Below are 25,513 nucleotides of genomic sequence, written 5' to 3' on the forward strand. Positions count from 1 at the left end.
ATCTATTTCCCCCCGTGAATGTAATTTGTGTTATCCGGCAGTAAAAATGCGCATTTCGCAGGAGGCGATTACCGCCTCCTGTATAGAGATGGTTCCTTCAACGATCGTTGCATTAAAGATCTGGTTTTTGACCGTAATGGTGGTTGTTAACAACTCCCCTGCTTTTGGCAAGCGGGCTATTTTTAATTGTTGTACCGCGCCGATAAAACCCACCGGAACCGGTTTATTTTCCTGCCGGCAAATATAGCCCATGTGTGCCGCCGCTGTTTGTGCAATATTTTCCACCAAACCGGGTTCCGTAAACAGCCCTTCTGCTACCAGGATATTGCCTTCCGGTACCAGGAACTGTGTAGTGGCGCTGGTAGCGTCACACTGTTCCAGCGTTTGCACCATTACGAAGGGAGCTCTTTGCGGGAGGTATGGTAAAATATCACTAGCTATACTCATAGTCAATAACCGGCCGGCATTTCGCAAGGCCAACGCGCTAAAATTACAGAAACTTTGGTTTGCTGCGCGAAAGGCTGCGCAACATTTTACTACGGAATTGCTAATTTTTGCCGCCTTTACTCCAAAATGGGTAATAATTATACCATTGATCAGGATAAGTCTGTACTTTCTGCTCCGTTTGCATCACAAAATCAGCCAGGATATACTCGGGCGCTCCTTTTTCCCCGCGGTCGCTGTACACGATACCGGGCGTTGCAAAAAAATGATAATGCGCCGTTGTTTCTTTCATTGCAAAAACAAAGGATACCGGCACTTGCAGCTTTGCGGCAATAATAAATGGCCCGGCGGGGAACCGTGCCGGTTCTCCCAAAAAAGGGGCGTTCAATGTTTTATTGCCCGGCAAAAACCTATCAGCATGCATGCAGACCAGCTCATTATTATTTAACGCCTCCATTATGGCGTATATGTGTGCAATAGCATCTTTTATAACAATAATATTCGCATTACGCTCACCCGTTACGCTATTGAGGTATTCTTTTATCTGTTGTTGCTCCCCATCGTACATAACGATATTAATACGGGTATTCAATCGCTTTAATAAATGCCCGGCTATTTCCCAATTGCCAATATGGGCACTCAGCAATAGCCCCCCTTTGCCGGAGGCCACCATTTGGTGCAGATGCGCTTCCCCGTCAAAATCAAACGTGAAGTTATTTTTAATACCGCTCATCAGCACAATTCGGTCTATTAAAGCTTGCCCAAACCAGTAATAATTACGATAGCGCGCCCGGGTGGCCTTAAACCCTGACAAATGCAGCCGCTCCCTGAGATAATAATTTATTGCCCCGTTCGATTGGCGGCTGAACAAAAAATAATACCCCGCCACGAAACGCAACAAGAAATAAGCAGGCGCCGTGCCGCCCCATTTCAGTAAAGCAATAAAGATGCGGTAACCGGTTGTATTGGCTTTTGAACGTCCGTCCCAGCTTGACATTTTTTACATGCATTGTTTTAAACATCCAAATATAGTAAGCCGATCACAATGCACCCCTGTTTTTTCTTTTCTTAAACCGAAGAAAAGTGATAATCAGAAGATAAAAAAGACCAATAGCAAGACTGGAAACAAAACAGCCATCATAAGGAACCTTATTGTAGAAGATAGTGTATATGCCATCATTGCAAACAGTGCAGCCTGCTGGCAATAAAGAACTTTGTGCCCAGGAAATCAGAACGGTACTGGCAATAAACAGAAGAAGAATGATTATGAGGTGTAGAAGCCAATCTCTTTTGAAATAATTTCGCAACAACCAAAAAGCCACCGGAACAAAAATAGAAAATCCATATACTACCTTTAACATAGGAAATAAGTGGAACGGCTTCCCGGCAAATTTGAGATGGCTTCCATTAAATCGTTTCATAAGGCGGGTGACCCACTGCCAATACAGCTGATCAATAAAAGTACTGCTCCAGGCAGCAACAAGAATGAGCAAAACAAAAACAGCAGTTGTTAGTATTCGATTGCTTGTGTTTGGCAAACCAGAATTTGTTCCCATATTATTCTTTGAACCGGACTATTGAACCAAACGCACTTTTGCTTTAGTCAAAGACCATTGTTCAATCAAACTAAAGGCTAACGCTTTTCCATCTTTTAATGATAATTTACGAATCGTTCCCGGAGCACGATTTCCCATCCTCACATCTTTTATTTTCTTTGATTGATAATTGGCACGCATTGTTCAAGCAATATTTTATACTATCGTTCAAAATAAGGAATCACAAAACGGAAAACAAACTGCCGACCCCCTGCACAGGCGCACAAGCGAGCGTGGCAACGAAGCTGAGATTTAGACCAAAGCCGGCTCCATAATTAGGCCGCTTCTTTTTTCTGGATCTGCTCCCGGATATAGTTATAGAAATCGTTAAAGGTGACCAATGGCAGAAAGTCGCCGGGCTGCACTTTAAAATGAAAGTTGCTTTCCAGGGCAACTACCAGGTCAATATAATCAAGACTATCAAGGTCCAATACTTCCTTAAGATGCGCCTCCGGTTGAATCAATTCAGCATCCGCCTCAAATTCCTCAATCAGAAAGTCGTTTGTTGTTTTTACTATTTTTTCCATGCTTAGCATTAGTGCTGCTTCCACTTTTTAACGATTAGGGTGGAGTTGGTACCTCCAAACCCAAAAGAATTCGACAAAAATACGTCTATATTTTTATTAGCAGTCTTTTTCACAATATTTAGGGAGGCGGAATCGGCATCGGGATGCTCAAAATTGATATTGGGGGCTATGAAACTATGTTCCATCATAATACTGGAATACACGATCTCACTGGCGCCGGCCATCCAGCATTCATGTCCGGTCATTGATTTTGTGGAACTTACGGGCGTATGACAGCCAGCAAATACTTCATTTATCGCCTTTGCCTCACTGGCGTCCCCCGCAGGCGTGCTCGTGGCGTGTGCATTGATATAGTCGATTACGCCGGGTTCGAGTGCCGCATCCTGCAGTGCCATCCGTAAAGATTTGGCTGGCCCGGCTACGGTCGGGTTCGAAATATGCTCCCCGTTGGAAGAAAACCCATAACCGATAATTTCGCCGATAATTGTAGCCCCGCGTTTTTGTGCCGATTCCAGGCTCTCCAGGATCACGGTGGCCGCTCCGCCGCTGGGAATCAGCCCATCCCGGTCCTTATCAAAGGGGCGGGAGGCCTTTTCGGGTATCTCTTCCCGGACTGAAAAGGCTCCTAATGCATCAAAAGTACCCATAGACAGGTGATTGATCTCCTGCGCGCCTCCGGCTACGATACATTGCTGCAGCCCCATCTTTATTAAAATATAAGCAAGCCCGATGGCGTGGGAACCGCTGGCACAGGCCGCGCTTACCGTAAGATTGATCCCTTTCAGCTTAAAAATAGTGGCCAGGTTCATAGTTACCGTAGAATTCAGGGTTTGAAACACGGCCGCTGACCCCACCAGCTGGGTGTCCTTTTTTTCCCGGATCAGATCAGTGGATTCGATGACCGCTTTTGCAGAACTGTCGTTCCCGTAAAGAATACCCGGCTCCATTTTCACCAGGTCGGCTTCTGTTAAACCGGCTTCTTTTAACGCTTCCACTGTTGCCATGTAAGCATATTCGCCTTCCTCCGGCAACATGATGCGGGAGCGCCGATCCAACAGCCCTTTTAAAGAGGGCCGCTCCACAAAACCCGTCAGGGCCGAACGGTACCCGAATGCCTTGCGTACCGGGTCAAAGATGATCCCCGATTTCCCGTTATACAACGAATCCTTTACTTCCCGCAGGTTTTTACCCAGGCAGGAGTAGATGCCGCGCCCTGTTATCACTACTCGGTTCATTGTTGCAAACGTACAGGAAATTTTTCGTTCATAAATTACGCCATTTTCCCTGCCGGTGGTTTATCTTGGTCAGCAAATCAAGGGATATGGAACCCATAAAAATAGCTACCGCTCAGTTTGAAAACCGTAGCAATGACAAAAAATATAATCTGGAAAAGATCAGGCAGCTTTCTGCCATTGCAGCAGCGGATGGCGCACAGGCAATAGCCTTTCACGAATGCAGCGTCACCGGTTATACTTTCGCACGCCACCTGACAGAGGAGCAACTGCTGGAAATTGCAGAACCTATACCCAACGGACCTTCTGTAGGGAAACTGCAGGAGATCGCTGCAATAAACAACATCACCGTGCTGGCGGGTCTATTTGAAAAAGATGCTTCCAACAACCTCTTCAAAGCCTATGTATGCGTGGATAAAAACGGCCTGGTGGCTAAATACCGCAAACTGCACCCCTTTATCAATCCTTTTCTGAAACCGGGCAATGAGTACGTGGTATTTGACCTGCAGGGCTGGAAATGTGGTATACTCATCTGCTATGACAATAATGTTGTTGAAAATGTACGTGCCACCGCGCTGCTGGGCGCTGATATTATATTTATGCCGCATGTAACAATGTGCACGCCGAGCCCGCGCCCGGGTGCGGGCTTCGTGGATCCGGCGCTCTGGGAACGCCGCGCAACTGACCCCACCCCATTGCGACTGGAATTTGACGGCATGAAAGGCCGCTCCTGGTTGATGAAATGGCTGCCTGCACGTGCCTATGATAATGCTATCTACGCAGTTTTTGCTAACCCTATTGGCATGGATGATGATCAGTTGAAGAATGGATGCTCCATGATTATAGACCCCTTCGGCGATGTGATTGCAGAGTGTCGTAAGCTGGATGAAGAAGTAGTAACGGCAACGCTCACACCGGAAAAACTGCATACGGCCGGTGGTTACCGGTATCGCCAGGCAAGAAGGCCCGCATTATACAAGGACATTATCGGTGCAGCGCATCAAAGCGAGCAGAAAGTAGTGTGGTTACAACAACAATCCGGGGCTGTTCAATAAAAAAAATAATGACCCATGAAAAAGGCCGTCCTTTACAGACGGCCCTGATTAATTTCTTTTAACCCATTCTTATTTTACGGTAAAGCCCGCTTCATGATCACCCCATGAAAGCGATACCCTTCCGTCGTTACTGATGGTATAGGTCAGCTTTTCTGCAAACTGCGCGGGCTTTGTGCTTTTTACCGTTACCCGCAGTGCGTCATCCGCCTCAGTGTACTCGGTGCCCCACTGATCCCATTTTTTATTAAAGATAAAAGTCCAGTCTCCACCAGTGGTTAGTACATGCAAGCCATATTTGCCTGCTGCAAGCTGTTTACCATTAATGGTAGCATCTTTACTGATCTCAAATAAGGTGGTTTTATTAGCCCCGGCGCGCCAAACCTTTCCATCCATTGGTTCTACATTTTTACCAATGGTACGTCCCTTTACCGAGGGCTGGCTATAATCGATCTTAACCGTCGCGCCTGATTTAATTGTTTTTGAAACAGTAGCTGGCGGACTTGCCGGTTTTTTCTGCATGTCATTTTGGGCGGCAGCGCCGATCACCAAGGAAATACCCGCAAGAAAGAAGAATATTTTTTTCATTTAAGTATGTTTTAAAAAATGGCGCAAATTGTTTGCCAAGTCATCTAATATAAGAATGTTTTTTTACATTTGACCCTTACAATTGCGATAAATTTTTAATGACCATTTTACCAATCGAACTAACCCCAAAACATGAAATTATCAATATCCCTGCTGCTGACACTATTCATTTTTATATCGGCAAACGCGCAAACAAGAAAATATAGTTACTATTTTGACAACAAATTAAAGCCCGTAGATCAAAAAAAGCTTCGATATACGGAAGGGGGTTCAGACAGGACTCGATTATGTGGGTCGATTTCTTTTACATAAAAGATAATAAAAAACTGTTTTCAGCTTCTTTTTCAGACACTGCTTTGAACGTATTGCAGGGAAGAAGTATTGAGTATAATCCGAGCGGCCACGCAAGTGCATTGAAAAATTACAAGGCAAATGTGCTGGACGGACTTATGGAAAAATGGGATAGCCTGGGGCAACTTACAGATTCTGTAATTTATAAGGACGGCGTTGTTGCATTAAAAAAACGCTTTTTCTATGCCCGCAAATCCCTCATTAATGAGGTTACAACGGATAGCATCAACAATACATTACTCGATATCAGCTATGACAGCACCGGCAAAAAGAGCCGTGAAATTTATTTTTCGGGCGATAAGGGTATCGAAAAGATTTATTTGCCTGATGGCACTGAAAAAACAGGTGATAGCTTGTACTCCCGGGAGGAACGGGCCGCTTCTTTTCCCGGTCGCGGCAATGCCTTTGGAGCATACTTAACACAAACCCTTGACCCCAAAGTCCCCTATCAAAACGGAGCACCCGCCGGAAGCTACCGGGTTATCGTTCAATTTATAATAGACAAAGATGGATACATTTCTAACATCAGGGCTTTAACCCAAATGGGGTATGGAATGGAAGATGAGGTAATAAGGCTCATTAAAAACTCGGGCAGGTGGGTTCCCGCGATGCAATACGGACGCCCTGTAAAAGCTTATCGAAAACAGCCGGTTACGTTTCTTGTTCAAAGATAGAAGTACAACCACCAGCATTCAGCGCCCGCCGGCTTTTTAAAATGATTTTAACGGTTATAAAAGGATCCTGTTTTAAACCTTTTTAAGGTAAAAGCTTCCATAGAATAGGTACGTTTTATTAACTATTAAAACATTTACTATGAAAACTTTTAAACTGTTTTTTATTGGTTTGATTGCAATGCTGTTTATAACCGCATTAAATTCCTGCACTGTACGAGCTTACTCTTATGGCCCGCGCCGCCAGGTTTGGGTGCCTGGTCACTGGACAACCGGGTATTATGGCGGCAGCCATTGGGTACGCGGACATTATGAATACAGGTAACTATTATTCGCTGTTGAACCCTGCCCCATCCGTACCGGCACGGGCGGGCGGGCATTAAGAAGTTAAGGGCATTTAAAAGACCTCTCAATGCTTCTTAACTCCTTAATGGTTTTACTTCAGTTTATCCAGTTCCCCTTTTACAAACTCCATTAATCCTTTGATATGGTTGGGTGAAAGATCGAATTGTAATCCGGCCGCTTCAAACAGTTGCGGCAGGGTCCTGGTTCCGCCCAGGCTTAAAGCATTGATATAATTAGTTAAAGCCTGTTCCTTGTTTTTCTTAAACTGTTGCCAAAGACCGATGGCGCCCAGTTGCGCGATCCCGTATTCGATATAATAAAAAGGCACTTCGTACAAATGAAGTTGGCGTTGCCAGTTAAAATTACGGTAGTCCTCCAGCCCGGTTGTATCAAGGGTTGCAGGGGTGAATTCTTCCAGGATCGTTCTCCACATTACACGTCTTTCTTCGGTGCTATGATTGGGATTTTCATAGATCCAGTGCTGGAATTTATCGATAGTCGCGATCCAGGGGAATATCGTCAGCACCCGCTCCAGTTGTTGTTCATGTGCCCGTTTTAATTCTTCCGGCGTTTTAAAGAATTCGGTCCAGTAATCCATGCTGAACAATTCCATGCTCATGCTGGCCACTTCCGCTATTTCCGTCGGGTATTCCTTAAAAGCCGCCAGTTGCAATGGATGCGCCAGGAAGGAATGGATCGCGTGGCCGCCTTCGTGCACCATGGTGGTTACATCATCCATAGTGCCTGCAGCATTCATAAAAATAAACGGGGCGCCCGTTTCCGCCAGCGGGCAGTTATAGCCGCCCGGAGCCTTTCCCTTACGGCTTTCCAGATCCAGCCGCCCCATGGCATTCATGGTTTTCAGGCAATCCCCAAAAAAAGGTTTCAGGTCGGTAAAACAATGGATCGCTTTCTCAATTAAATCGCTTCCGGTTGTAAAGGGGCGCAGCGGTTCAATACCCGCAGGCTCGGCATCTATATCCCAGGGACGCAGGGCGTCTAAACCCAGCTTTGCTTTTTTTTGCTGGTAGATTTCATCCACCAGCGGCAATACATGTTGTTTTACGGCTTCATGAAACTGGAAACAGTTTTCCTTTGTATAATCAAACCGGCCCAGTTCTGCAAAACGATAATCGCGGTAATTGTCGTACCCTGCATTTAGGGCCACCTGATGCCGCTTTTTTAACAGGGAGCTGAATAATTCATCCAGCGCCGTTTTATCTTCTAACCGGCGGTCGCCGATCTTTCTATACACGTCTTCCCTTTGTTTCCTGTCAGGATTCTCTAAAAATTTTGCTGCCTGCTGCAGGGTAAATTCCTGCCCGTTTACGGTTACCATCATTTTGCCGGCAATCATTCCGAACTGCTGGGCTTCCACCGCTAATTCAGATTGCAGGGGGATATTTGCCTCGCGAAACAGGTCGATATTCTTTTTTACATTACGCAAATAAGTAAAAAATTCTGGAGCCGTAAGCTCTTTTGAAAACCGGCTATCGATCAACTTTCTATTCAACTGATCGGCATAGGGCTGCATTTGGGGCTGAATCTCCGTCATGAAAAAAGTAAACGATTCCGCCAGTGCGACGTCAGTAGTGTCCCGGGTCATATTGATCTGGCGCCAGCAGGCATCTTCACTCACCACAGCTTCCAGTTCGCTGATATCCTGCAGCCAGCCATCCAGATCGGCTTTAGCTGTAAGCGGGCGATCTGCCAGCTCCTTAAAATAAGGCTCAAGTGTGGCCCAATCGGTTACTTTAAAATCTTTTGCCAGGAACCGGCGTTCCCGCGGCTGAATATTTGCATTTAAATCCATAGTAGAAATATAACTATGCAAAACCAGGTCCCAATGTAACTTAGTTTTACAATTTAAAAAACTTCAATAAAAACAACGCGCCCCGGCAGAGCGGAGCGCGTAACTATTTTAAAGTATTTTTTATTTTTTAGCGGCTCCGTCCTCAGCTGATTTTTTCGCAGCGGTTTTTTTGGCCGCCGTTTTTTTTGCAGGCGTTTTTTCTTCTACTGCCGCTGTTTTTGCTTCTTTTGTTTTAGCAGCCGCCTTTTTCTTTGGTTCTGCTTCAACCACTTCTTCTTTTACCTCTGCTGCTTCTTCGGCTTCAGGCGCTGTAAGTTTAATATCCACCCCCGCTTTCTGTAAAATGTCAAACCATTTTACCATTTTTTTCATATCTGAGGCATACACCCTTTCAAAATCCATATCAGGATATACTTCCTGAAAATAGGTTTTGATCGCTTTATCATTTTTTACATCAGGAAGCGCTGTGCTGCTGGCCTTCATGGCGTTAAAAACATCCACAAGGTTCACATTATCCCGTACCGTGTAAATTTCTATACTCTCCAGATGTGAGAACTGGTGAATACGGGAAGAGGCAAACTTGGTTGTCTGATCGTTTAACGAACGCACGATCGCGCCGTCGTTCTTGCTGCTGATCAGCTCATACAAGCCGGGTAATCCACTAACTGCTACTAACTTATTATACTCCATGGTCAATTTTTAAGTCCTGCAAAATAAACGACATTTTTTTAAACTCAGACTAAAAGACGGGTTTTATACACAAATTGGCCTGTTTAATGCGTATTTGTTAAAAAAACAGGCATTATCATTTCAATTTTGCACAATAACAAAAGTAAAGGACGAAAGTTTACTGTTTTTTAAACGTCCAATGCCCTTATGTACCTATTAACGAAAATTATGCGGCATTTTGGAATTTTATTTGTGTTGATGATAACAGGCTTTGTAACCAACGCTCAATCTGTAAGAGGAACTTTAATGGACCCGGTGGAAGGCACTACGGTTGGCGGCGCTACCGTTCAATTGAAAAATGCCGGGGATTCAAGTGTAAAAGCAACCACGGTTTCCGATAAAGAGGGGAAGTTCTTATTTAGCAATCTTTCTATGGGTAGCTATATCTTAAAAGCCACTTCTGTGGGGTTTGAGAACCTGGAGCAAAATGTGGCGCTTAAGGACAGCATGCCGGATGTTGACCTGGGTGATGTTTATATTCCCAAGAAAACCACTACGCTGGCGGGTGTTGTAGTGGTTGCTTCGGCGCCTCCGGTAGTTCAAAAGGGAGATACCACCCAGTTTAGCGCCAACCAGTACAAAACCAACCCGGACGCCACAGTGGAAGACCTGATTAAAAAAATGCCGGGGATAACAGTAGACAAGAATGGTAATGTGACCGGTCATGGCGAGTCGGTAAAAAAAGTGACCGTGGATGGAAAAGACTTCTTTGGCAATGATGCTACCATGGCCATCCGGAATCTTCCGGCCGATGTGGTTGATAAAATCCAGTTATATGACCGCATGAGCGACCAGGCCCAGTTAACCGGCTTTGACGACGGAAACTCGGTTAAAGCAATAAATATTGTAACCAGAGGCAGCGGCATGCGTGAAGCCCAGTTTGGTAAAATCTTTGGCGGCCTGGGTACGAATAATACCTATAACGCCGGTGGTAATATCAATATCTTCAATGGCGACCGGCGGATCTCCGTTGTGGGCAACTTCAATAATATCAATGCCAAAAACTTCAGCGACCAGGACCTGTTGGGCGTATTGGGTGGCGGTGGAGGACGCGGGGGACGCGGCGGCGGTAGCGGCCAGCCTTCCGGCATTAATAAGGTAAATATGTTTGGCATTAACTATAGCGACAAATGGGGAAAGAAGATCAATGTCAGCGCCAGCTATGTATTTAATAACGCCAATAACCTTACTACTTCCAACAGCGTGAAACAAACGCCGCTTGGTACGGACTCTACCCAGTTCACCTATGATAACAGCACCTCATCGTCCAATAACAATAATCACCGGTTTAATATGCGGCTGGAATACCAGATCGATTCCAGTAACAGTATTTTTATTATTCCGTCAATTGGAATTCAGAATTACAATGGAACCAGTCATGATCTTACACAATCTATAGATAACAAAGGCGATTCCATAAACTATCAGTTAGCCAATGGTAGTTATCACCGGGATGGTTATAATATCGGGAACAATTTAATGTACCGCCACTCTTTTGGCAAAAGGGGCCGGACCCTTTCCGCTTCTTTTCAAACAACCTATACCGAAAATGAAGGCAATAGTTACAATCAGCAATATACCATCGACTATAAAAAGAATTCTATTACGGACGCAAATCGTTATATAAATAATCCGACCAAAGGGTCCAATATCAGCGGCCGCCTTTCCTATACAGAACCCATCGGTCAAAAAGGAATGCTTGAATTTGAATATACCACCGGCGTGCAAAAGAACCAGGCTGATAAAAAAACCTACGATTACGACGGAACGGATTATACGCTTTTTAATCCTGGATTATCCAATACCTTTAAAAACCAGGTCCTTACCAATAACGGGGGCGTTAATTACCGGTTGGGCCGGGGCCGCGATAACCAGTTTTTTGTGGGCGTAAATGTTCAGAATTCAAGATTGATCAGCGACCGCGTGTATCCCGTTCCGGGCTCAGTTGGCCAGTCTTTCACCTCCTTTCTGCCCAACCTGCGCTGGATGAAAAAGATCGGGTTATACAGCAATATCCGCGTGTTCTACCGCGCCAGCACTGATTTCCCGTCCATCAGCCAATTGCAGGATATTGTGGACAGTACCAATAAATTGTACATTTCTGCAGGTAATCCCAATCTGAAACAATCGTATACCAATTTTGGAGCCTTACGCTACACTTATACCAATACCAAAACCAGCAAAAGCTTTATTGCCAACATCATGTTCAGGACCGCTAATGATTATATTGTTAATGCTACTACCCTTAAAGAAGGTATTACCTATACCAAACCGATCAACTTAAACGGGTACAAAAGCCTCAACTCGTTCTTTATTTATTCTATGCCACTTAAATTCATAAAAACGAACCTGAACCTGACCGGTGGTTATAGCTATGCCACCACCCCCGGCTCTTTTAATGATAATATTGGCAATACTACTACCAACAATTACAGCGGGGGTATTACGCTTAGCAGTAATATAAGTGAGTATGTTGACTTCAATTTATCCTACAATACCAATTACTATAATTCCAGCAGCAATCTGAATAGCAGGGGATCTGCTTCCAGAACCAATTATATCAACCAGGCGCCGGGCGTACAATTGAACCTGTTGTCCAAAAACGGGTGGTTTATCCAGAACGATCTTACTTCACAGATCTACAGCGGGTTATCACAAGGCTACGATACGCATTTCTGGCTTTGGAACGCGGCTGTTGGTAAAAAATTCCTTAAAAACAGGGCAGCGGAGTTGCGGTTATCGGCCTTTGACATCTTGAAACAAAATCAAAGTATTACCCGAACCATCGGAACGGCTGATAATTCTATTACAGACGCCAACACCCGCGTGTTACAACAATATTTTATGCTTACATTTACGTATAAGCTGAAAAATATAGGTAAAGGCAAAGCGTCTTCTTCTGATGGTGAATTCCGTCACCGGGAATGGCGCGACGGGCCACGCGGTGGTGGCGGTGGCTTCGGAAGAGGCGGCGGCGGGCCAATGTTTTAGGGAAGATAAAACATTCTTTGCCTGATCGCCTCCGGGCACGAACATGCAAAGGCTGATCTGCAGACAATTTTTGAAATGCAGCGATAGCATCGCGGCGGGCCCAGTGTTAAAATGTTTTTGACGCAGCATAGCAATGGTGTTCCTTCTCCGCTTTTTTTAGTAATATCGTGCCGGAATAACTGTTATTTACATTGCTCAGTGAAGAAAAACTGGTACAGGAACTCAAAGAAGGCAGCGAAACGGCGTTCAAACACGTTGTTGACAGCTACCAGAACATGGTATACAATACCTGCCTGTCCATTGTAAGGAGCGAAGAAGACGCCGAAGACATTGCCCAGGATGTGTTTGTGCAGGTGTACCAGTCCATCGGGGCTTTTAAGGGAGAATCCAAACTTTCCACCTGGATCTACCGGATTGCAACCACCAAGTCCCTGGATTTTGAGCGAAAAAAAAAGCGAAAAAAACGGTTCGGGTTTGTCCGCAGCATTTTTGGAGACGATAGCGAAATTGTCATCAACCCGCCGGATTTTCAACACCCCGGCGTGGTATACGATAAAAAGGAAAATGCATCCATTTTGTTTCAGGCAATCGATCAACTTCCTGAAAATCAAAAAGTTGCATTTTTATTAAATAAAGTAGAGGGGTTAAGTTACCAGGAAGTAAGCGCCGTGCTTCAAACATCGGTTTCTTCAATCGAATCATTATTGCACCGGGCAAAAAACAATCTCCGGAAAATATTGGAAAAGGGATATAACTATAGCCCCGAAAAGAAAACAGAAAAAAAAACGTCAAATGATTGAGTAGTCCTAAATTTTTTAAAATAACTTGTGATCCAATTATTCTAAAATGTGTTTACACATGGATAATAACAATAACATAGAAGACATATTAAACAGCTTCGATGGCATTCAAAAGGCTGAGGCTCGCCCTTTTATGTATACAAGAGTCATGGCCCGGCTGAACAATGAAGAGGCCAATTTCTGGACAAAAGCAGGTGCTTTTATTGCCAGGCCCCTGGTGATCGCCTGCTGCTTTATCACTATTATTGGCACCAATTTATTTTTCATGATTCATTCGGATACCAAACAGGAAGAAACAATAATAAGCGCCAATTCTACTGCCGAGATCCTGCAGAACGAGAACTCTATTTTGGCATCCTACACCAGTTACGATTTAAACAGATAAAAAGAAATGAACAGTACCTCGCGAAGCAAATCCTTAATATTTGTAATTATTATCCTGTTAATTACCAATATCGCTTTACTGGTGTACACTTTCGTTTTTTTAAAACGGGGGCCGCAGGATCATAAAAAAGATGGGTTTACCAGCGCCCTGCGAAAGGAAGTTGGTTTTTCCGACGATCAGATAAAACAATTTAATGTACTAAAGGAAAAAAGCTGGGCCGCTGCCAAAGCAGATATGGAACATATCCGCAGAATAAAACAGGCGCTTTTTGATCTTACCAAAGAAACTTCCGTATCGGATAGTGCCGTTATCCTCCTGGCAGACTCTATTGCCAAGCTTCAGAAAGGAGTAGAGATCAACACATTCAGGCATTTTAAAGAAACCAGACAGATCTGCACACCAGAGCAAATGCCTAAATATGATTCCCTGATGAAAAAAATCATCAGACAGGGTCGCCCCGGCCGCCCGGTGGGCGGGCCTCCGCCTAAATAATAGGGTCTCTTGCAACCTATGTGCAGGTAGAAAGCCTCTATGGGTTGACAACTCCGGGTTTTTAATATAATTTAGTAACATGAGAGCAAGATTGAGATTAATCCTGGTTATAGGACTTTTTCTATGTGTTTCACAACCAGCACTGGCGCAAAAGGAATCCGTTAGCGATAAGGTATCGGCTACCTTAGAAAAATTTGATGAGGCCATTAAACCGGAAAAGACGAAAAGAAGTAGCCTGGAAAGTATTTTTACGGATTTTTATGGCGCCCAGGAAAAGTTGCGCAATAATATCCAGGGCCCTTCTTCCCCGCTGGCCCAGGGGCTGCAGCACCAGGACTACCAGAGCGTCCGTAAGCAAAACGAAAATCTTTTTACCGACCGGGATAACCGTCTGAAGAAGATATTGAGCGATGATGAATTTAAGAAATGGAAAAACTCCATTGAACCATCACTACGGAAGAAATAATTCTTTTTGATGTTGGTTTCTGGTTGCTGGATACTAGATGAACAAGCATCGAGAACCCAGCATCCAGCATCGAACATCCGGTATCATTCCACCGTAAATAAATACAACATATCCGTTTTCGGCATTTTCGGATGTTCCTGAACAATGGCCAGTTGTTGCCCGCTATCGGACCAGGTGAGGGAGTATATTTCTTTTTTGGGGAGAGGCACCTGGGTCCGTGAAAAATCACGTAAACGCAATACATAACAGGAAGCGCTGCTATCCAGGTAAGCCATATAACTGCCATCGGGGCTTAGCCAGGCTTTTGTAAAGTCAAAATTGATGGGCTTTTTTGACAGGGTTTTTCCCTTTTCAAAATATACAATATAGCTGGTGTCATCAGTCATCAAATGGTTATCATCCAAATACACCAGTTTTCTCTCCGGCAATACCGCAAATTTGAAATCCAGGTTGGTAAACCGCCTGATCCCAAAATCCTGTACCGTATCCTTTTCATGCAATAACAGGTGTTCATATTCGCTTGCCAACCCCGATGTTGAGTCCTGCGGACTGTAGACCACGTAAGCATAATTATTTCCGGTCCCATAAATATTACCTACCAGGTCATAAAGCCTGTGCCGGATCCTCGCACTCCGGAGCAGCTCGGTTTTTTTTGTGAGCAGGTGCAGCCGGTGCAGTGCAATAGCGCCGGCATACGGACCGTTTACGGCGTCTCCGGTTTTATAAAGGATGGTGGCAGAATCAGTAAACACCGGGTCCAGTAAAAAACCTCTCGCCGGCGGAGCCGCTACCGTTTGTATTTTTTTATCTTTTAGTGAAAATACCTTGATCTCGTTTCCAATTAACGTTGCCGCTGTGATCTTTTTACCGGTAACAGGCTGTAGTTGATGCGCGTATGCCACCCGGCCTCCTCCCGGCGCCAGATGGGGCGACCATCCGTAGTCGATCAACGTTAAATGTTTGCTTGACAGTTTTATCAGGCTTATAACCGGGTCGCCAATGCGAAGTGAATCTTTTTTGCCGGGCAACAAGTTTTCCGTGGTTCCGTCCTCCCTAAACCGGTTTTTCAACGCAGCCGAATCATTAGGATTAATCCGTTTTACAAAAACGATCTGATCGCCTTTGGCGCTGATTTCCACTGTTTGAATAATATGGTTGTTTTGAGACCAACTGAATTGTTGTTGCAGCCGGGGCGCCTGAGCGTTGGCGAACAGCGAACAGACCAGAAAAAAAACAAAAACAACTGATTTCATTACCTCAAAAAAAGTTTAGCCGCAAGCAGATCATATACAACTCTTAATATCGCTTTTAGCTGTCTTTTTATTGTGTATACTGCACTGTTTTTTAAGTTTTACGAAAAATTATGTTTTAGCTGTAGCAAACTGTCAACGGCCCTTAATACTCCGTTATAGTTATTATCCGCTTCTGTTATAAAAGAAGCCGCTGCAATAATTCCCGGATGGGCATTTTTCATTGCAAAACTATATTTGGCAACCCCCATCATTTCCAGGTCGTTTAAATAGTCGCCCAAAACCATGGTTTCGGCATAGCCCACACCCAGCCGTTGCTGCAGGAGCTGCACCGCCGCCCCTTTATTGGCGTCAAAAGCCGTAAAATCCAGCCAACGTTCGCCGGCTACGGCTACTTTATAGTCCTTCTCATATTTCCTGAAGTGCGGATAGCTGTTTGTTTCTGCATTTTGTAAATCGCAAAGAGACACTTTCAGGATCGGTTCGGCAACCTTTGTAAGGTCTTCCACGATCTGGTAAGATTGATAATATTGCAGGGCCTGGCTCAACAATGCGTCATTATGGTTTTCCATATAGGCTTTGTCCATCCCGCAAAGTACCGGGTATACATCGGTAAGGCCCCGGGATGCGATAGTAAGCGTTTTAACTATTTGGGAATCAAGCGTTTTAACCAACAATGCTTCTTCACCATAAGTAACATAACTGCCATTATCCGACAGGAAATAGGTATGGGCGCTTATCGGCTTAAATAAATTAACGAGATTGTGATGCGGCCGGCCGCTTGCAATGCAAAACACAACGTCCCTTTCCCGCAATACTTTTTCTATTTTCCAAAAATCCGCAGGTAGTTCTTTTTTATCATTGAGTAAGGAACCATCCAGGTCTGTAACAATCAATTTTACCATAACGCCGATAAATTTAGACAAAATCAGGCAATGTGATCAAATGGGAATGGAATTGAACCATTCCGCAGGGCGGGATGCCCATATTTACGCGGCGTCCTACGGAGCCGATGCGACACATCATAATGACGCTATAAACACAGGGCTCCTTTGGAGCCATAGTACACTCCCCCTGAATGTAACATTAGGTGAACTTATCATACGCCTATGCGAAAAGGCGGTAAGACGATGGTCCTCAACCAGCATCTTACCGCCTCCCGGTTCTATTCCACTTAAAGCCTGCTACCAGATCCGGATGCGGTCCTCCGGTTTCTTATATAATTTTTCGCCGGGTTGCACATCAAAGGCCTTGTACCAGGCGTCCATATTCACAATTGGCCCTATTGTCCGGTACCCGCCGGGAGCATGCGGGTCTGTTAAAATCAGTTGTGCTGCGGATTCGGGCAGGATGTTACCACGCCACACCTGTGCCCAGGACAGGAAGAACCGCTGATCGGGTGTAAATCCGTCTATTTTTTCATTCGACTGCCCTTCTTTGGTCATTTTAAAGGCTTCATACGCTACATTCAGTCCGCCCAGATCACCAATGTTTTCTCCTAAAGTTAATTTCCCATTTACATGAATCGTATCCAGCACGGTGTATCCATCAAATTGTGCGGCCAAGGCAGCGGCTTTGGCATCGAATTTTTTTCTGTCGGCATCGGTCCACCAGTTCCGGAGCGTTCCGTCCGCATCATATTTGCTGCCGTTATCGTCAAAGCCGTGCGACATTTCATGCCCGATAACCGCCCCTATGCCTCCGTAGTTTACGGCGTCATCTGCATCCGGATCAAAGAACGGAAACTGCAAAATACCGGCGGGAAAAACAATTTCATTGAGTGTGGCATTATAATAGGCATTCACGGTAGGTGGCGTCATCCCCCAGCGGGTACGGTCAACAGGCTTTCCCAGCTTATTGATCATAAAATTATAATCCCACGCGTCAACATTCCTGATGTTATGAAAAAAGGTATTCCGGTTAATAACCAGGCCATCATAATTCTCCCATTTATCGGGGTAAGCAATCTTCGGATGGAAAGCCGCCAGTTTTGCCAATGCTTTTTGTTTGGTTCCTTCGGACATCCAGTCCAGGCTTTTTATCCTGACGGCGAATGCTTTCCTCAGGTTCGCCACCAGTTCCTCCATACGGGCTTTTGCCGCCGGCTTGAAATATTCTTTTACATAAAGCTGGCCCAACAGTTCTCCGATACTGTTATCCGTTAAAGAAGACATCCGCTGCCAGCGGGGCGTTTGTATTTTTTGGCCTGAAAGCGCCTGGCTGAATGCAAAATTTGCCTTTACAAAAGAAGAACTGAGCTTTGAAGCCGCATTCTTCAATATGCTCCATTTTAAATATACCTTCCAGTCGTTTAGCGGGGTGGAGCGTAATAATTGTGCTGCGGTAACAAAAAAGGCGGGGTTATTCACCAGCACACTGTCTTGCCCTTTTACGTTCAGCTCCGCTAAAGTTGTTTTCCAGTCTAATCCCGGTGTGGTTTTAGAAAGGTCATCAACGAAAAACTTGTTATAGGTTTTGTACGCATCCCGCATTTCCACCCGGCTTAATTGTGCTTGTGCCAATTGTTTTTCCATTGCAAAAATCGTAGCTGCATTTGCAGCAGCGGTGGTTTCGCCGGTACCGGTTAAGCTAAAAAGCGTGGTAATATATTTTGCATAGGCGGCTCTTATCTCTACAGAACGTTTGTCATCTTTTAAATAATTATCGCGGTCGGGCAAAGAAGTACCGCCCTGGCTTAACTGCGGGATCATTACTTCCACATTCTTTTTGTCCTGGCCCACATAAAACCCGTAAAGCGCGGAAGCAATACCACTCCTGCGCAAATAGTTCATTGTTTTCAGCACATCGTCAATTGACCGGATGCCATCAATAGCGGCAAGGTCTGCCTTTATGGGTGTGTATCCGAGTTTTTCAATGGTGGCACTGTCCATAGCTGCCGCATAAAAATCCCCTACGCGTTTTTCAACCGATCCGGCAGGTGCATTTTTATCGGCGCTTGCTTTTTCCAGGATCGATTTTACGGCGTTAATATTAAAATCGCGCAATACGTTAAAGCTTCCCCAGCGGGTTTCTTTTGCCGGTACGGGATTATTTTTAACCCAGGTACCGCTGGCGTATTCATAAAAATCGTTGCCAGGTTTTACCGAGCGGTCCATATTGGCAGGGTCGATAAATTTTTGTTTTTGCTGCGCAAGGGTGGTCGCACAGGAAAACATAAGACAAGCCCCCAAAATGCTTGTTTTTGATATTTTAATCATATAACTACTGAATTTGGGCGTGAAAATAAAAAAAATTCAACAGCATTTGCATACCTGTTTAATTTTTTCAAGAGATCGCCGGGCGATGCCGGCCTAAAATGCATCATTACAGTGGACAGGGTGCGGTTCCCTGTTGATAACCCCCTTACAAATGTGTATTAGAGTGTATAACCCGAAAATAATGTGCATTACCCTGTTCACAACAACTGCATAAGAACTGGCCGGGAAATTTGGAAAAGGGCATTTTCGGTTAGTATCTTCAAAGAGCAATTGATGAAAGCAATTATGTTCTGAAAAGATTGTAGTAGCATTTTCAAAAAAAGCATCGGCACGCTCTTTGGCAATAAAAGGATTTCAATCAAAAAATGGCACAAGGTTATGCTGTAAAAAGCGCAACCGGGTGACTGGATTGAAATGCTGTCAGAAGCAGTTGTCTCCTGCTTATTCTGGAAAGGAAAGACAGTGCACCGAAGGATAATTTGCAAAAGTGTAGCGATACACCGAAGCGCTTAGCCAGAGATGTTGCCAGTCGCCTGAAATGGTAAGCAAAAAACAGCGGAAGCCTTGCCTGTGGCTGTGTATTTTGCGGCGTAAATGTGTTGTTCTTGTTGAGAACGATGCCTTGCTGTGAAATTGAAGCGGCGACAAAGCAGAAGCTATTAAAAAGCATCGGGTTAGTAAGTGACAGACCGGGAAACCGGGATGGAAACAAAAACGCGATGCTTTTTTATGTAAGACCTGTAAGGTTTTGGAAAACCTCACAGGTCTTACTCTTTATCAACCAGCTCGCTGATCATTTCAGCAACCAGGGCCGACCAGCCTGTTTGATGGCTGGCTCCCAGGCCGCGGCCGGAATCGCCATTATAATATTCGTAAAACAGGATCAGGTCCTCGTTTTCGGGAAGATTAAAAAACCAATTATATTCCCCATAAACAGGTCGTTCTCCGGCAGGGGTCTTTTGAAAAAGACTGATGACCCTTTTTGATAGTTCCTTTGAAATAGCAAAAAGATTCATTTTATTACCTGATCCGGTGGGATATTCCATTGTGAACGCATCATGATAAAAATTCCCCAACCTTCTTATTGATTGAATAATTATAAAATTTATCGGGATCCAGACCGGGCCGCGCCAGTTGGAGTTGCCGCCGAACATATCGGACGTAGAATCTCCGGGGTCATAGCGTATGGAATGCACGTCCCCGTTGATCGTAACCGAATAGGGGTTGGCTTCATGATATTTCGACAAGGCCCTGATCCCGCCGGGAGACAAAAACTCTGTTTCGTCCAAAAGCCTTCTGAGCAATGCCTCCAGCCGATCGCTTTGCACTAGTGACATCAGCATTTCTTCTCCGTTACCTTTTTCTTCATTGGGCCAGAACAGGTCATTCTTTAACCTGTAGTTCTTGAACCATTCGAACCGTTTTTTAAAATCGGGCAGTTTTTCAAATACATTCTTGCTGATCACACTTACGGCATAGATAGAAGTAAGTCCCACGATGGAACGGATCTTTAAGGGTGCCGGCGACGCATCTCTGATGCAAAGCACATCGTAAAAAAACTGGTCTTCATCATTCCACAGCACATGCTCATTCAGCGCCTCTGCAATCAGCACAAAATGTTCAAAAAACTTGGTCACCATATCTTCAAAAGCAGGATCCTGTACGGCAATTTCGAGCGCAATATCCATCATATTCAACGCATAGATCCCCATCCAACTGGTACCATCGGCTTGTTCCAACTGCATCTCCCCTTTGTCGTGATAACTGCGGTTAAATACGCCGATATTATCCAGCCCCAGAAAGCCACCTTCGAAAATATTATCGCCCTTCAGGTCCTTACGATTGATCCACCAGGTAAAGTTGATCGTAAGTTTATTGAATACTTTTTTTAGAAAGTCGATGTCGCCCACCCCGGTCCGCTTCTTTTCAACCTGGTAAATTTCCAGCGCCGCCCATGCCTGCACCGGTGGGTTCACGTCATTAAAATTCCATTCATAAGAAGGAAGCTGGCCATCGGGCTTCATAAACCATTCGCGCATTAACAGCAACAATTGGTTCTTGGCAAAAACGGGGTCCACCACGGCCATGGATATGCATTGGAACGACTGATCCCAGGCGGCATACCAGGGATACTCCCATTTATCCGGCATCGAAATGATATCCTGGTTCTTTAAATGCGTCCAGTTGCTGTTTCTGCCATATAACCGGGAAGGGGTAATGGGCGTAATGCCGTCCGATTTTGTGAGCCAGCGTTCCACATCATAATGGTAGTATTGCTTGCTCCACAACAAACCTGCCAGTGCCTGGCGCTGCACTTTTGCCAGGTGCCGGTCGGCCCCCCTGGGAAAAATGGTTTCATAATAAGCATCAGCTTCGCGCTTCCGCCTATCGAACAGTGACATAAAGGTATCATCAAACGGGGCATCCATTTCCTCATTGGCCAGCCGGCAATAAATGGAGATGGTTTCCCCGGCACCCACCATCCGCTCAAACACAGGTGCAAAGCGCGTTCCATGTTTTCTTTCTCTTAGCGCTGCTGTATTTTTCCCTTCAATAATAGCGTCATGAAATGCATCCTTCACAAAAATGCTTTCATTGGGCGTACCGAATAATTTCTCAAAATTGGTTTCATTATCGGTAAACAACCGGTCATCGGCGTTCTGAAAATAAAAATAATAATCGCCCAACCGGTTGTGTTGCGCCCGAACCGTTTGATCGTTTAGATAAGCTATATCCGGAACCGATGTGTTGGAACCATTTGCCCACCGGTTATAAAACCATAACAATGGCAATACGGTGACGGGTGCCGGTTGATTGTACAAATTAGTTATGTTGATGCGGATGGCAAGATCCGTGCTCGTTTCCTTGGCATAGGTCACCTGTACATCAAAGTATTGTTTGTTATTGAAGACACCTGTGTCCAGTATTTCATATTCCACTTCATCTTTCCCTCTTTTGCGGTTTTCTTCTTTGAGCTGCTCATAGGGAAATGCCTGCTGCGGATACTTATACAGGTATTCCATATAATAATGTGTAGGCAGGTTATCAAGGTAGAAATATAATTCCTTTACATCTTCTCCATGATTGCCCTGGTGATTGCCCAGTCCGAACAAGCGCTCTTTCAGTATTTTATCCTGTCCGTTCCACAAAGCAACGGCAAAACATAAATTCTGAAAGTAGTCTGAAATACCCGCCAACCCGTCTTCCCCCCATAAATAAGCCCTGCTGTTAGCATGATCAAAAGGGAAATAATTCCAGGTATCGCCATGCTGACTATAATCTTCCCGTACCGTAGCCCATTGCCGCTCGCTCAAATAAGGGCCCCACTGCTCCAGGGGAATTGATTTTTTTGCATTTGCCGCCAGCCGTTTATGTTCTTCTGTCATTAGTAACTTTTCATTAAATAAAAAACCTCCCGGTCAAAAACGGAGAGGTGCAAAATTATCTTTTTAAAATTAAATGATTTGGCCGATACTTTATTGAATTTATAGTATTTGTTTTCTCACACCTGCCCGACTGCTTCATTCGGGGATTTCCTGTATTTATAAAGATTAAAAAAAAGCAAGGGAGTTTCTCGCGGCGCTGCAGTGGAGCAGCGGACGCTGCGGAATGTTTGAATAAATCTGTGAGCAATAGAATAGTCGCTATTCATTTTTTCTCTCACGGATTTCCCAGATTTACACAGATTTAAAAAACTTCTTTGATAATCCGCGTAATCTGTGAGCAACACAACGATTGCTATTCTCCAGTTCAATTCCTTTTTCTCACGGATTCCGCGGACTTACGCAGATTTAAAACCCTTCCATGAAATTTTGTAGCGGTGCCCTTTCTCTTACATGTAGTTCAGGTACACGTTGTACAGGATCTTTTTATCATAATCCGAAAGTACCGGCGTTGTATCAGTTTGAACAAAATGCAGTTTGAAAGATTTAATAGCTGTTGCCGGGTTGCTGACATCATAACCAATCACCCGCAGCGCCAGCAGTGCATTAAAATCTGCGGGAGGCTGCTGCAGGTTGGTAGAATCATACCAATAGCCAAAACCCGCATCCGCCAGGCGCTTCCACGGAAAGTATTTACTGGGATCATCCTTCCGGCCCGGGGCAATATCTGCGTGGCCAATAAAGTTTGCTTGTGGGATACCAAATTTATTCTTAAGATACCCCAGCAGTTTCAGCAGGGATTCCACTTGCGGCTCGGAAAAAGGTTCTTCCCCGTTGTTATCAATTTCAATTCCGATGCTACAGGAATTCATATCGGTTATAGCGCCCCAGCGGCTTTTACCAGCATGCCAGGCACGCATATATTCGTTCAACATCTGGTAGGTAAGCCCGTCCCGTCCCACAACAAAATGAGCGCTGACACCCGTACGCGTAATGGAGAACGTAAACAAAGTTTGTTCGGCGCTTGTTTGCGCGGTATGATGCAGGATTACGAAATTGGGTTTGCGGGCATCAAAGTTTACGGTTGTATACCATTGCGCATTAACCGCAGGATTTTGCGGATTGGGCACTACCGCCATCTGTTTAAAAAGGCTCTCCGTAGATCTATAGTAGGATGCTTTTGCGGAAGTACGCTGAATACTGTCTGTAATGTATTTATAATAGGAAGGAGATTTATAGGACGCATTGGCTAACGCCGTATCTCCGCTGCCAGCAGCCGGCTCTTCCCTGCGTTCTACCGTTGTATTTATTTTCTTGCGTTCTTCTTCCTGTTGCCGTTTTGTTATTTGATTCGGTTTGGTAAAAACGGTTTGGCTGGGATGTTTCCCTGATCTGTTATCGACGGAACCAGGGGCTCCGGGAGATAACACGTTCCGCCGGGCAGGTTGTGAGGTGCCGCAGGAATACAAGACAGCCATCAACAACGCCATTCTGAATAGTGCTTTGCTGCTAAACATTTCTAATCTTTTCGTTCTATTAATCGATTAATTATTGCCGTTTCCTTTTGTGAAAGTAACGAAATTCATCGTAAAACGCCGCATCCCCGTTAAAATTGTATGCCGTGAAATTTCTTTTATGATTTCGTTAATGCCTTATTACCTTTAAATAAAAAATCTTTTATGGCAGCAAGATTTGGAATGATCGGTCTGGGAACCATGGGCAGAAACCTGGTATTAAACGTTGCTGATCATGGTTTTGAAGTATGTGGCTATGACCGCGATGCAAAACAAAGGCAGATAATGGAAGACGCCGGGAAGGGGAAACCCGTTAGTACCGCGGCGTCCTCGGCGGAATTGATTGCAAAACTGCAAACACCGAGGATCATTATGTTACTGGTGCCGGCAGGTAAAATTGTAGACGCCGTGATTAATGAACTGGTACCCCAATTGCAAAAAGGCGATATACTGATCGATGGCGGTAACTCCCATTTTATTGATACCGAAAGAAGATACTTGGCCCTTCAGGACTCCGGTATTCATTTTATTGGTATGGGTGTTTCCGGTGGCGAGGATGGTGCGCGTTTTGGTCCCAGCATGATGCCCGGCGGTAATATAGAAAGTTATAACCTGGTAAAGGATATCCTGGAAGCGATTGCGGCAAAGGCAGAAGGTGAGCCCTGTGTGGCCTATATGGGTCACTCAGCAGCAGGTCACTATGTAAAGATGGTGCATAATGGTATTGAATACGCCATCATGCAGTTGATCAGCGAAGTGTATGGTTTGCTTAAAAACGAGGGCGTAACCAATGAGCAGTTTGTTGAGCTGTTCGCAGACTGGGATAAAGGCCCGTTGCAGTCCTTCCTTATCGAAATCACTTCGGTGATCTTCAAAAAGAAAGACCCGGAAACCGGCAATGATCTCGTTGATATGATCCTTGATAAAGCGGAGCAGTTGGGAACGGGCTTGTGGACCTCCCAAAGCGCCCTGGAGCTGAATGTGCCGCTGTCTACGATCGATGTTTCGGTTTCCATGCGCTATCTTTCTTCGTTGAAAGAGGCGCGTGTAGCCTATTCAAAACAATATAATCATCAGAATAAAAAAACCGGCGTTGCTATCGAAGCATTGAAGATCGCTTGCAGGGATGCGTTGGTCTTTGCCTTTATGATTGCGTATGGCCAGGGGCTGGAGTTGTTGAAGAAAGCCTCTGAAACTTACAAATACGAAACCGATATTAAAACGGTGGTGAAGATCTGGCGGGGAGGCTGTATCATCCGCTCTGCATTATTAAATGACCTGTTCACTGCCTACGAAAAGCGACCCGATCTTTCAAATATTATAGGCTCGCCACAATTTGTAGAAGCATTAAAAAGTAAGCGTTCCGCCGTAGTACAGTTCCTGAAAACCGCTATGGACGCTGGTATGCCGGCCCCGGCCTTTGCCTCTACGCTAAATTATTTTGATGCGTATACCCTTGCGCAATTGCCGGCCAACCTGATACAGGCGCAGCGCGATCTGTTTGGAGCGCACACCTATCACCGTATCGACAAGGAAGGGATCTTTCATACCGATTGGGACTATAAACCTTCTGATGTGGAATAATGCCGAAGTTGTTTAAACTATTACCACGTAGGCACATAGGATATGATAGATTACAGAAAATATAAAAACACAGCAGCCATGTC

General features: G+C 44.9%; 23 protein-coding genes. 9 read left to right on the forward strand and 14 right to left on the reverse strand.

Translation table 11 applies throughout. The features are described from left to right. Positions 1–30: 30 nt before the first annotated feature. The 6 genes from NIASO_RS12525 to NIASO_RS12545 all read right to left on the reverse strand — a co-directional run bounded on the left by NIASO_RS12525 (position 31) and on the right by NIASO_RS12545 (position 3,801). Positions 31–447 carry a 3-hydroxyacyl-ACP dehydratase gene (locus NIASO_RS12525; RefSeq protein WP_025298939.1) on the reverse strand — a complete coding sequence of 139 codons (417 nt, stop codon included), beginning with the start codon at positions 445–447 and terminating at the stop codon, positions 31–33. Positions 448–547: 100 nt separating this feature from the next. After that, positions 548–1,441, reverse strand: coding sequence for an LpxL/LpxP family acyltransferase (locus tag NIASO_RS12530; RefSeq protein WP_008586325.1), 894 nt, complete (start codon positions 1,439–1,441; stop codon positions 548–550). A 43-nt stretch (positions 1,442–1,484) separates the two neighbouring features. After that, complete coding sequence (locus NIASO_RS12535) at positions 1,485–2,000, reverse strand: hypothetical protein (RefSeq protein ID WP_008586327.1); 516 nt, start codon at positions 1,998–2,000, stop codon at positions 1,485–1,487. 18 nt (positions 2,001–2,018) lie between these two features. Further along, a complete protein-coding gene (locus NIASO_RS20215; protein WP_008586329.1) occupies positions 2,019–2,180 on the reverse strand; it encodes a hypothetical protein in 162 nt (53 codons plus the stop codon). A 134-nt stretch (positions 2,181–2,314) separates the two neighbouring features. Continuing rightward, complete coding sequence (locus tag NIASO_RS12540; RefSeq protein ID WP_044046654.1) at positions 2,315–2,566, reverse strand: phosphopantetheine-binding protein; 252 nt, start codon at positions 2,564–2,566, stop codon at positions 2,315–2,317. Positions 2,567–2,574: 8 nt separating this feature from the next. Continuing rightward, complete coding sequence (locus NIASO_RS12545; protein WP_025298941.1) at positions 2,575–3,801, reverse strand: beta-ketoacyl-[acyl-carrier-protein] synthase family protein; 1,227 nt, start codon at positions 3,799–3,801, stop codon at positions 2,575–2,577. Positions 3,802–3,887: 86 nt separating this feature from the next. Here NIASO_RS12545 and NIASO_RS12550 point away from each other — a divergent pair, with 86 nt between their 5' ends. Then, the gene (locus tag NIASO_RS12550; protein WP_008586336.1) at positions 3,888–4,853 is read left to right on the forward strand and encodes a nitrilase-related carbon-nitrogen hydrolase; all 966 of its coding nucleotides are present in this window, start codon (positions 3,888–3,890) and stop codon (positions 4,851–4,853) included. A 69-nt stretch (positions 4,854–4,922) separates the two neighbouring features. On the opposite strand, the gene NIASO_RS12555 is transcribed toward NIASO_RS12550, so the two are convergent. Continuing rightward, positions 4,923–5,438: a DUF2911 domain-containing protein gene (locus NIASO_RS12555; protein WP_008586337.1), complete on the reverse strand. Its 516-nt coding sequence runs from the start codon at positions 5,436–5,438 to the stop codon at positions 4,923–4,925. Between the two features lie 287 nt (positions 5,439–5,725). On the opposite strand from NIASO_RS12555, the gene NIASO_RS19725 reads away from it, so the two are divergent. Both NIASO_RS19725 and NIASO_RS12565 read left to right on the forward strand, forming a co-directional pair. After that, positions 5,726–6,463: an energy transducer TonB gene (locus tag NIASO_RS19725; protein WP_008586340.1), complete on the forward strand. Its 738-nt coding sequence runs from the start codon at positions 5,726–5,728 to the stop codon at positions 6,461–6,463. Between the two features lie 139 nt (positions 6,464–6,602). Then, positions 6,603–6,785 carry a hypothetical protein gene (locus NIASO_RS12565; RefSeq protein WP_008586342.1) on the forward strand — a complete coding sequence of 61 codons (183 nt, stop codon included), beginning with the start codon at positions 6,603–6,605 and terminating at the stop codon, positions 6,783–6,785. A gap of 111 nt (positions 6,786–6,896) precedes the next feature. Here the strand turns inward: NIASO_RS12565 and NIASO_RS12570 are convergent, their stop codons facing one another. Both NIASO_RS12570 and NIASO_RS12575 read right to left on the reverse strand, forming a co-directional pair. Beyond that, positions 6,897–8,618: a M3 family oligoendopeptidase gene (locus tag NIASO_RS12570; protein WP_008586344.1), complete on the reverse strand. Its 1,722-nt coding sequence runs from the start codon at positions 8,616–8,618 to the stop codon at positions 6,897–6,899. A 120-nt stretch (positions 8,619–8,738) separates the two neighbouring features. Then, positions 8,739–9,308 (reverse strand): DUF5606 family protein, encoded by a 570-nt coding sequence (locus NIASO_RS12575; protein ID WP_008586347.1) that lies wholly within the window; start codon positions 9,306–9,308, stop codon positions 8,739–8,741. Between the two features lie 237 nt (positions 9,309–9,545). Between NIASO_RS12575 and NIASO_RS12580 the strand changes: the two genes are divergently transcribed. From NIASO_RS12580 to NIASO_RS12600, 5 genes are all read left to right on the forward strand, one after another. Then, complete coding sequence (locus NIASO_RS12580) at positions 9,546–12,338, forward strand: TonB-dependent receptor (protein ID WP_071842289.1); 2,793 nt, start codon at positions 9,546–9,548, stop codon at positions 12,336–12,338. A 191-nt stretch (positions 12,339–12,529) separates the two neighbouring features. After that, on the forward strand, positions 12,530–13,138 hold the full coding sequence (locus tag NIASO_RS12585; protein WP_008586350.1) for an RNA polymerase sigma factor: 609 nt from the start codon (positions 12,530–12,532) through the stop codon (positions 13,136–13,138). A 58-nt stretch (positions 13,139–13,196) separates the two neighbouring features. Next, positions 13,197–13,523, forward strand: coding sequence for a hypothetical protein (locus tag NIASO_RS12590; protein ID WP_008586352.1), 327 nt, complete (start codon positions 13,197–13,199; stop codon positions 13,521–13,523). 6 nt (positions 13,524–13,529) lie between these two features. After that, the gene (locus NIASO_RS12595; RefSeq protein ID WP_008586354.1) at positions 13,530–14,015 is read left to right on the forward strand and encodes a Spy/CpxP family protein refolding chaperone; all 486 of its coding nucleotides are present in this window, start codon (positions 13,530–13,532) and stop codon (positions 14,013–14,015) included. A gap of 79 nt (positions 14,016–14,094) precedes the next feature. Then, complete coding sequence (locus NIASO_RS12600; protein ID WP_008586356.1) at positions 14,095–14,481, forward strand: hypothetical protein; 387 nt, start codon at positions 14,095–14,097, stop codon at positions 14,479–14,481. 83 nt (positions 14,482–14,564) lie between these two features. Here NIASO_RS12600 and NIASO_RS12605 read toward each other — a convergent pair whose 3' ends face one another. The 5 genes from NIASO_RS12605 to NIASO_RS12625 all read right to left on the reverse strand — a co-directional run bounded on the left by NIASO_RS12605 (position 14,565) and on the right by NIASO_RS12625 (position 23,849). Continuing rightward, a complete protein-coding gene (locus NIASO_RS12605; RefSeq protein ID WP_008586358.1) occupies positions 14,565–15,734 on the reverse strand; it encodes a hypothetical protein in 1,170 nt (389 codons plus the stop codon). Positions 15,735–15,832: 98 nt separating this feature from the next. Next, a complete protein-coding gene (locus NIASO_RS12610; RefSeq protein ID WP_008586360.1) occupies positions 15,833–16,636 on the reverse strand; it encodes an HAD family hydrolase in 804 nt (267 codons plus the stop codon). A gap of 279 nt (positions 16,637–16,915) precedes the next feature. Further along, positions 16,916–18,949, reverse strand: coding sequence for a M13 family metallopeptidase (locus NIASO_RS12615; protein ID WP_008586361.1), 2,034 nt, complete (start codon positions 18,947–18,949; stop codon positions 16,916–16,918). 767 nt (positions 18,950–19,716) lie between these two features. Beyond that, positions 19,717–22,335 carry an MGH1-like glycoside hydrolase domain-containing protein gene (locus tag NIASO_RS12620; protein WP_008586363.1) on the reverse strand — a complete coding sequence of 873 codons (2,619 nt, stop codon included), beginning with the start codon at positions 22,333–22,335 and terminating at the stop codon, positions 19,717–19,719. A gap of 446 nt (positions 22,336–22,781) precedes the next feature. After that, complete coding sequence (locus NIASO_RS12625) at positions 22,782–23,849, reverse strand: N-acetylmuramoyl-L-alanine amidase (RefSeq protein ID WP_008586365.1); 1,068 nt, start codon at positions 23,847–23,849, stop codon at positions 22,782–22,784. A 162-nt stretch (positions 23,850–24,011) separates the two neighbouring features. On the opposite strand from NIASO_RS12625, the gene gndA reads away from it, so the two are divergent. Further along, positions 24,012–25,430 carry an NADP-dependent phosphogluconate dehydrogenase gene (gene gndA / locus NIASO_RS12630; protein ID WP_008586367.1) on the forward strand — a complete coding sequence of 473 codons (1,419 nt, stop codon included), beginning with the start codon at positions 24,012–24,014 and terminating at the stop codon, positions 25,428–25,430. Positions 25,431–25,513: the final 83 nt, after the last annotated feature.

The organism is Niabella soli DSM 19437 (genome assembly GCF_000243115.2).
Classification (GTDB): Bacteria; Bacteroidota; Bacteroidia; order Chitinophagales; family Chitinophagaceae; genus Niabella; species Niabella soli.

What these genes read in the sequence shown, in the direction of transcription:
- NIASO_RS12525 (WP_025298939.1), bottom strand. Translation starts at nt 447, where the DNA reads ATGAGTATAGCTAGTGATATTTTACCATACCTCCCGCAAAGAGCTCCC.
- NIASO_RS12530 (WP_008586325.1), bottom strand. Translation starts at nt 1,441, where the DNA reads ATGTCAAGCTGGGACGGACGTTCAAAAGCCAATACAACCGGTTACCGC.
- NIASO_RS12535 (WP_008586327.1), bottom strand. Translation starts at nt 2,000, where the DNA reads ATGGGAACAAATTCTGGTTTGCCAAACACAAGCAATCGAATACTAACA.
- NIASO_RS20215 (WP_008586329.1), bottom strand. Translation starts at nt 2,180, where the DNA reads ATGCGTGCCAATTATCAATCAAAGAAAATAAAAGATGTGAGGATGGGA.
- NIASO_RS12540 (WP_044046654.1), bottom strand. Translation starts at nt 2,566, where the DNA reads ATGGAAAAAATAGTAAAAACAACAAACGACTTTCTGATTGAGGAATTT.
- NIASO_RS12545 (WP_025298941.1), bottom strand. Translation starts at nt 3,801, where the DNA reads ATGAACCGAGTAGTGATAACAGGGCGCGGCATCTACTCCTGCCTGGGT.
- NIASO_RS12550 (WP_008586336.1), top strand. Translation starts at nt 3,888, where the DNA reads ATGGAACCCATAAAAATAGCTACCGCTCAGTTTGAAAACCGTAGCAAT.
- NIASO_RS12555 (WP_008586337.1), bottom strand. Translation starts at nt 5,438, where the DNA reads ATGAAAAAAATATTCTTCTTTCTTGCGGGTATTTCCTTGGTGATCGGC.
- NIASO_RS19725 (WP_008586340.1), top strand. Translation starts at nt 5,726, where the DNA reads ATGTGGGTCGATTTCTTTTACATAAAAGATAATAAAAAACTGTTTTCA.
- NIASO_RS12565 (WP_008586342.1), top strand. Translation starts at nt 6,603, where the DNA reads ATGAAAACTTTTAAACTGTTTTTTATTGGTTTGATTGCAATGCTGTTT.
- NIASO_RS12570 (WP_008586344.1), bottom strand. Translation starts at nt 8,618, where the DNA reads ATGGATTTAAATGCAAATATTCAGCCGCGGGAACGCCGGTTCCTGGCA.
- NIASO_RS12575 (WP_008586347.1), bottom strand. Translation starts at nt 9,308, where the DNA reads ATGGAGTATAATAAGTTAGTAGCAGTTAGTGGATTACCCGGCTTGTAT.
- NIASO_RS12580 (WP_071842289.1), top strand. Translation starts at nt 9,546, where the DNA reads ATGATAACAGGCTTTGTAACCAACGCTCAATCTGTAAGAGGAACTTTA.
- NIASO_RS12590 (WP_008586352.1), top strand. Translation starts at nt 13,197, where the DNA reads ATGGATAATAACAATAACATAGAAGACATATTAAACAGCTTCGATGGC.
- NIASO_RS12595 (WP_008586354.1), top strand. Translation starts at nt 13,530, where the DNA reads ATGAACAGTACCTCGCGAAGCAAATCCTTAATATTTGTAATTATTATC.
- NIASO_RS12600 (WP_008586356.1), top strand. Translation starts at nt 14,095, where the DNA reads ATGAGAGCAAGATTGAGATTAATCCTGGTTATAGGACTTTTTCTATGT.
- NIASO_RS12605 (WP_008586358.1), bottom strand. Translation starts at nt 15,734, where the DNA reads ATGAAATCAGTTGTTTTTGTTTTTTTTCTGGTCTGTTCGCTGTTCGCC.
- NIASO_RS12610 (WP_008586360.1), bottom strand. Translation starts at nt 16,636, where the DNA reads ATGGTAAAATTGATTGTTACAGACCTGGATGGTTCCTTACTCAATGAT.
- NIASO_RS12615 (WP_008586361.1), bottom strand. Translation starts at nt 18,949, where the DNA reads ATGATTAAAATATCAAAAACAAGCATTTTGGGGGCTTGTCTTATGTTT.
- NIASO_RS12620 (WP_008586363.1), bottom strand. Translation starts at nt 22,335, where the DNA reads ATGACAGAAGAACATAAACGGCTGGCGGCAAATGCAAAAAAATCAATT.
- NIASO_RS12625 (WP_008586365.1), bottom strand. Translation starts at nt 23,849, where the DNA reads ATGTTTAGCAGCAAAGCACTATTCAGAATGGCGTTGTTGATGGCTGTC.
- gndA (WP_008586367.1), top strand. Translation starts at nt 24,012, where the DNA reads ATGGCAGCAAGATTTGGAATGATCGGTCTGGGAACCATGGGCAGAAAC.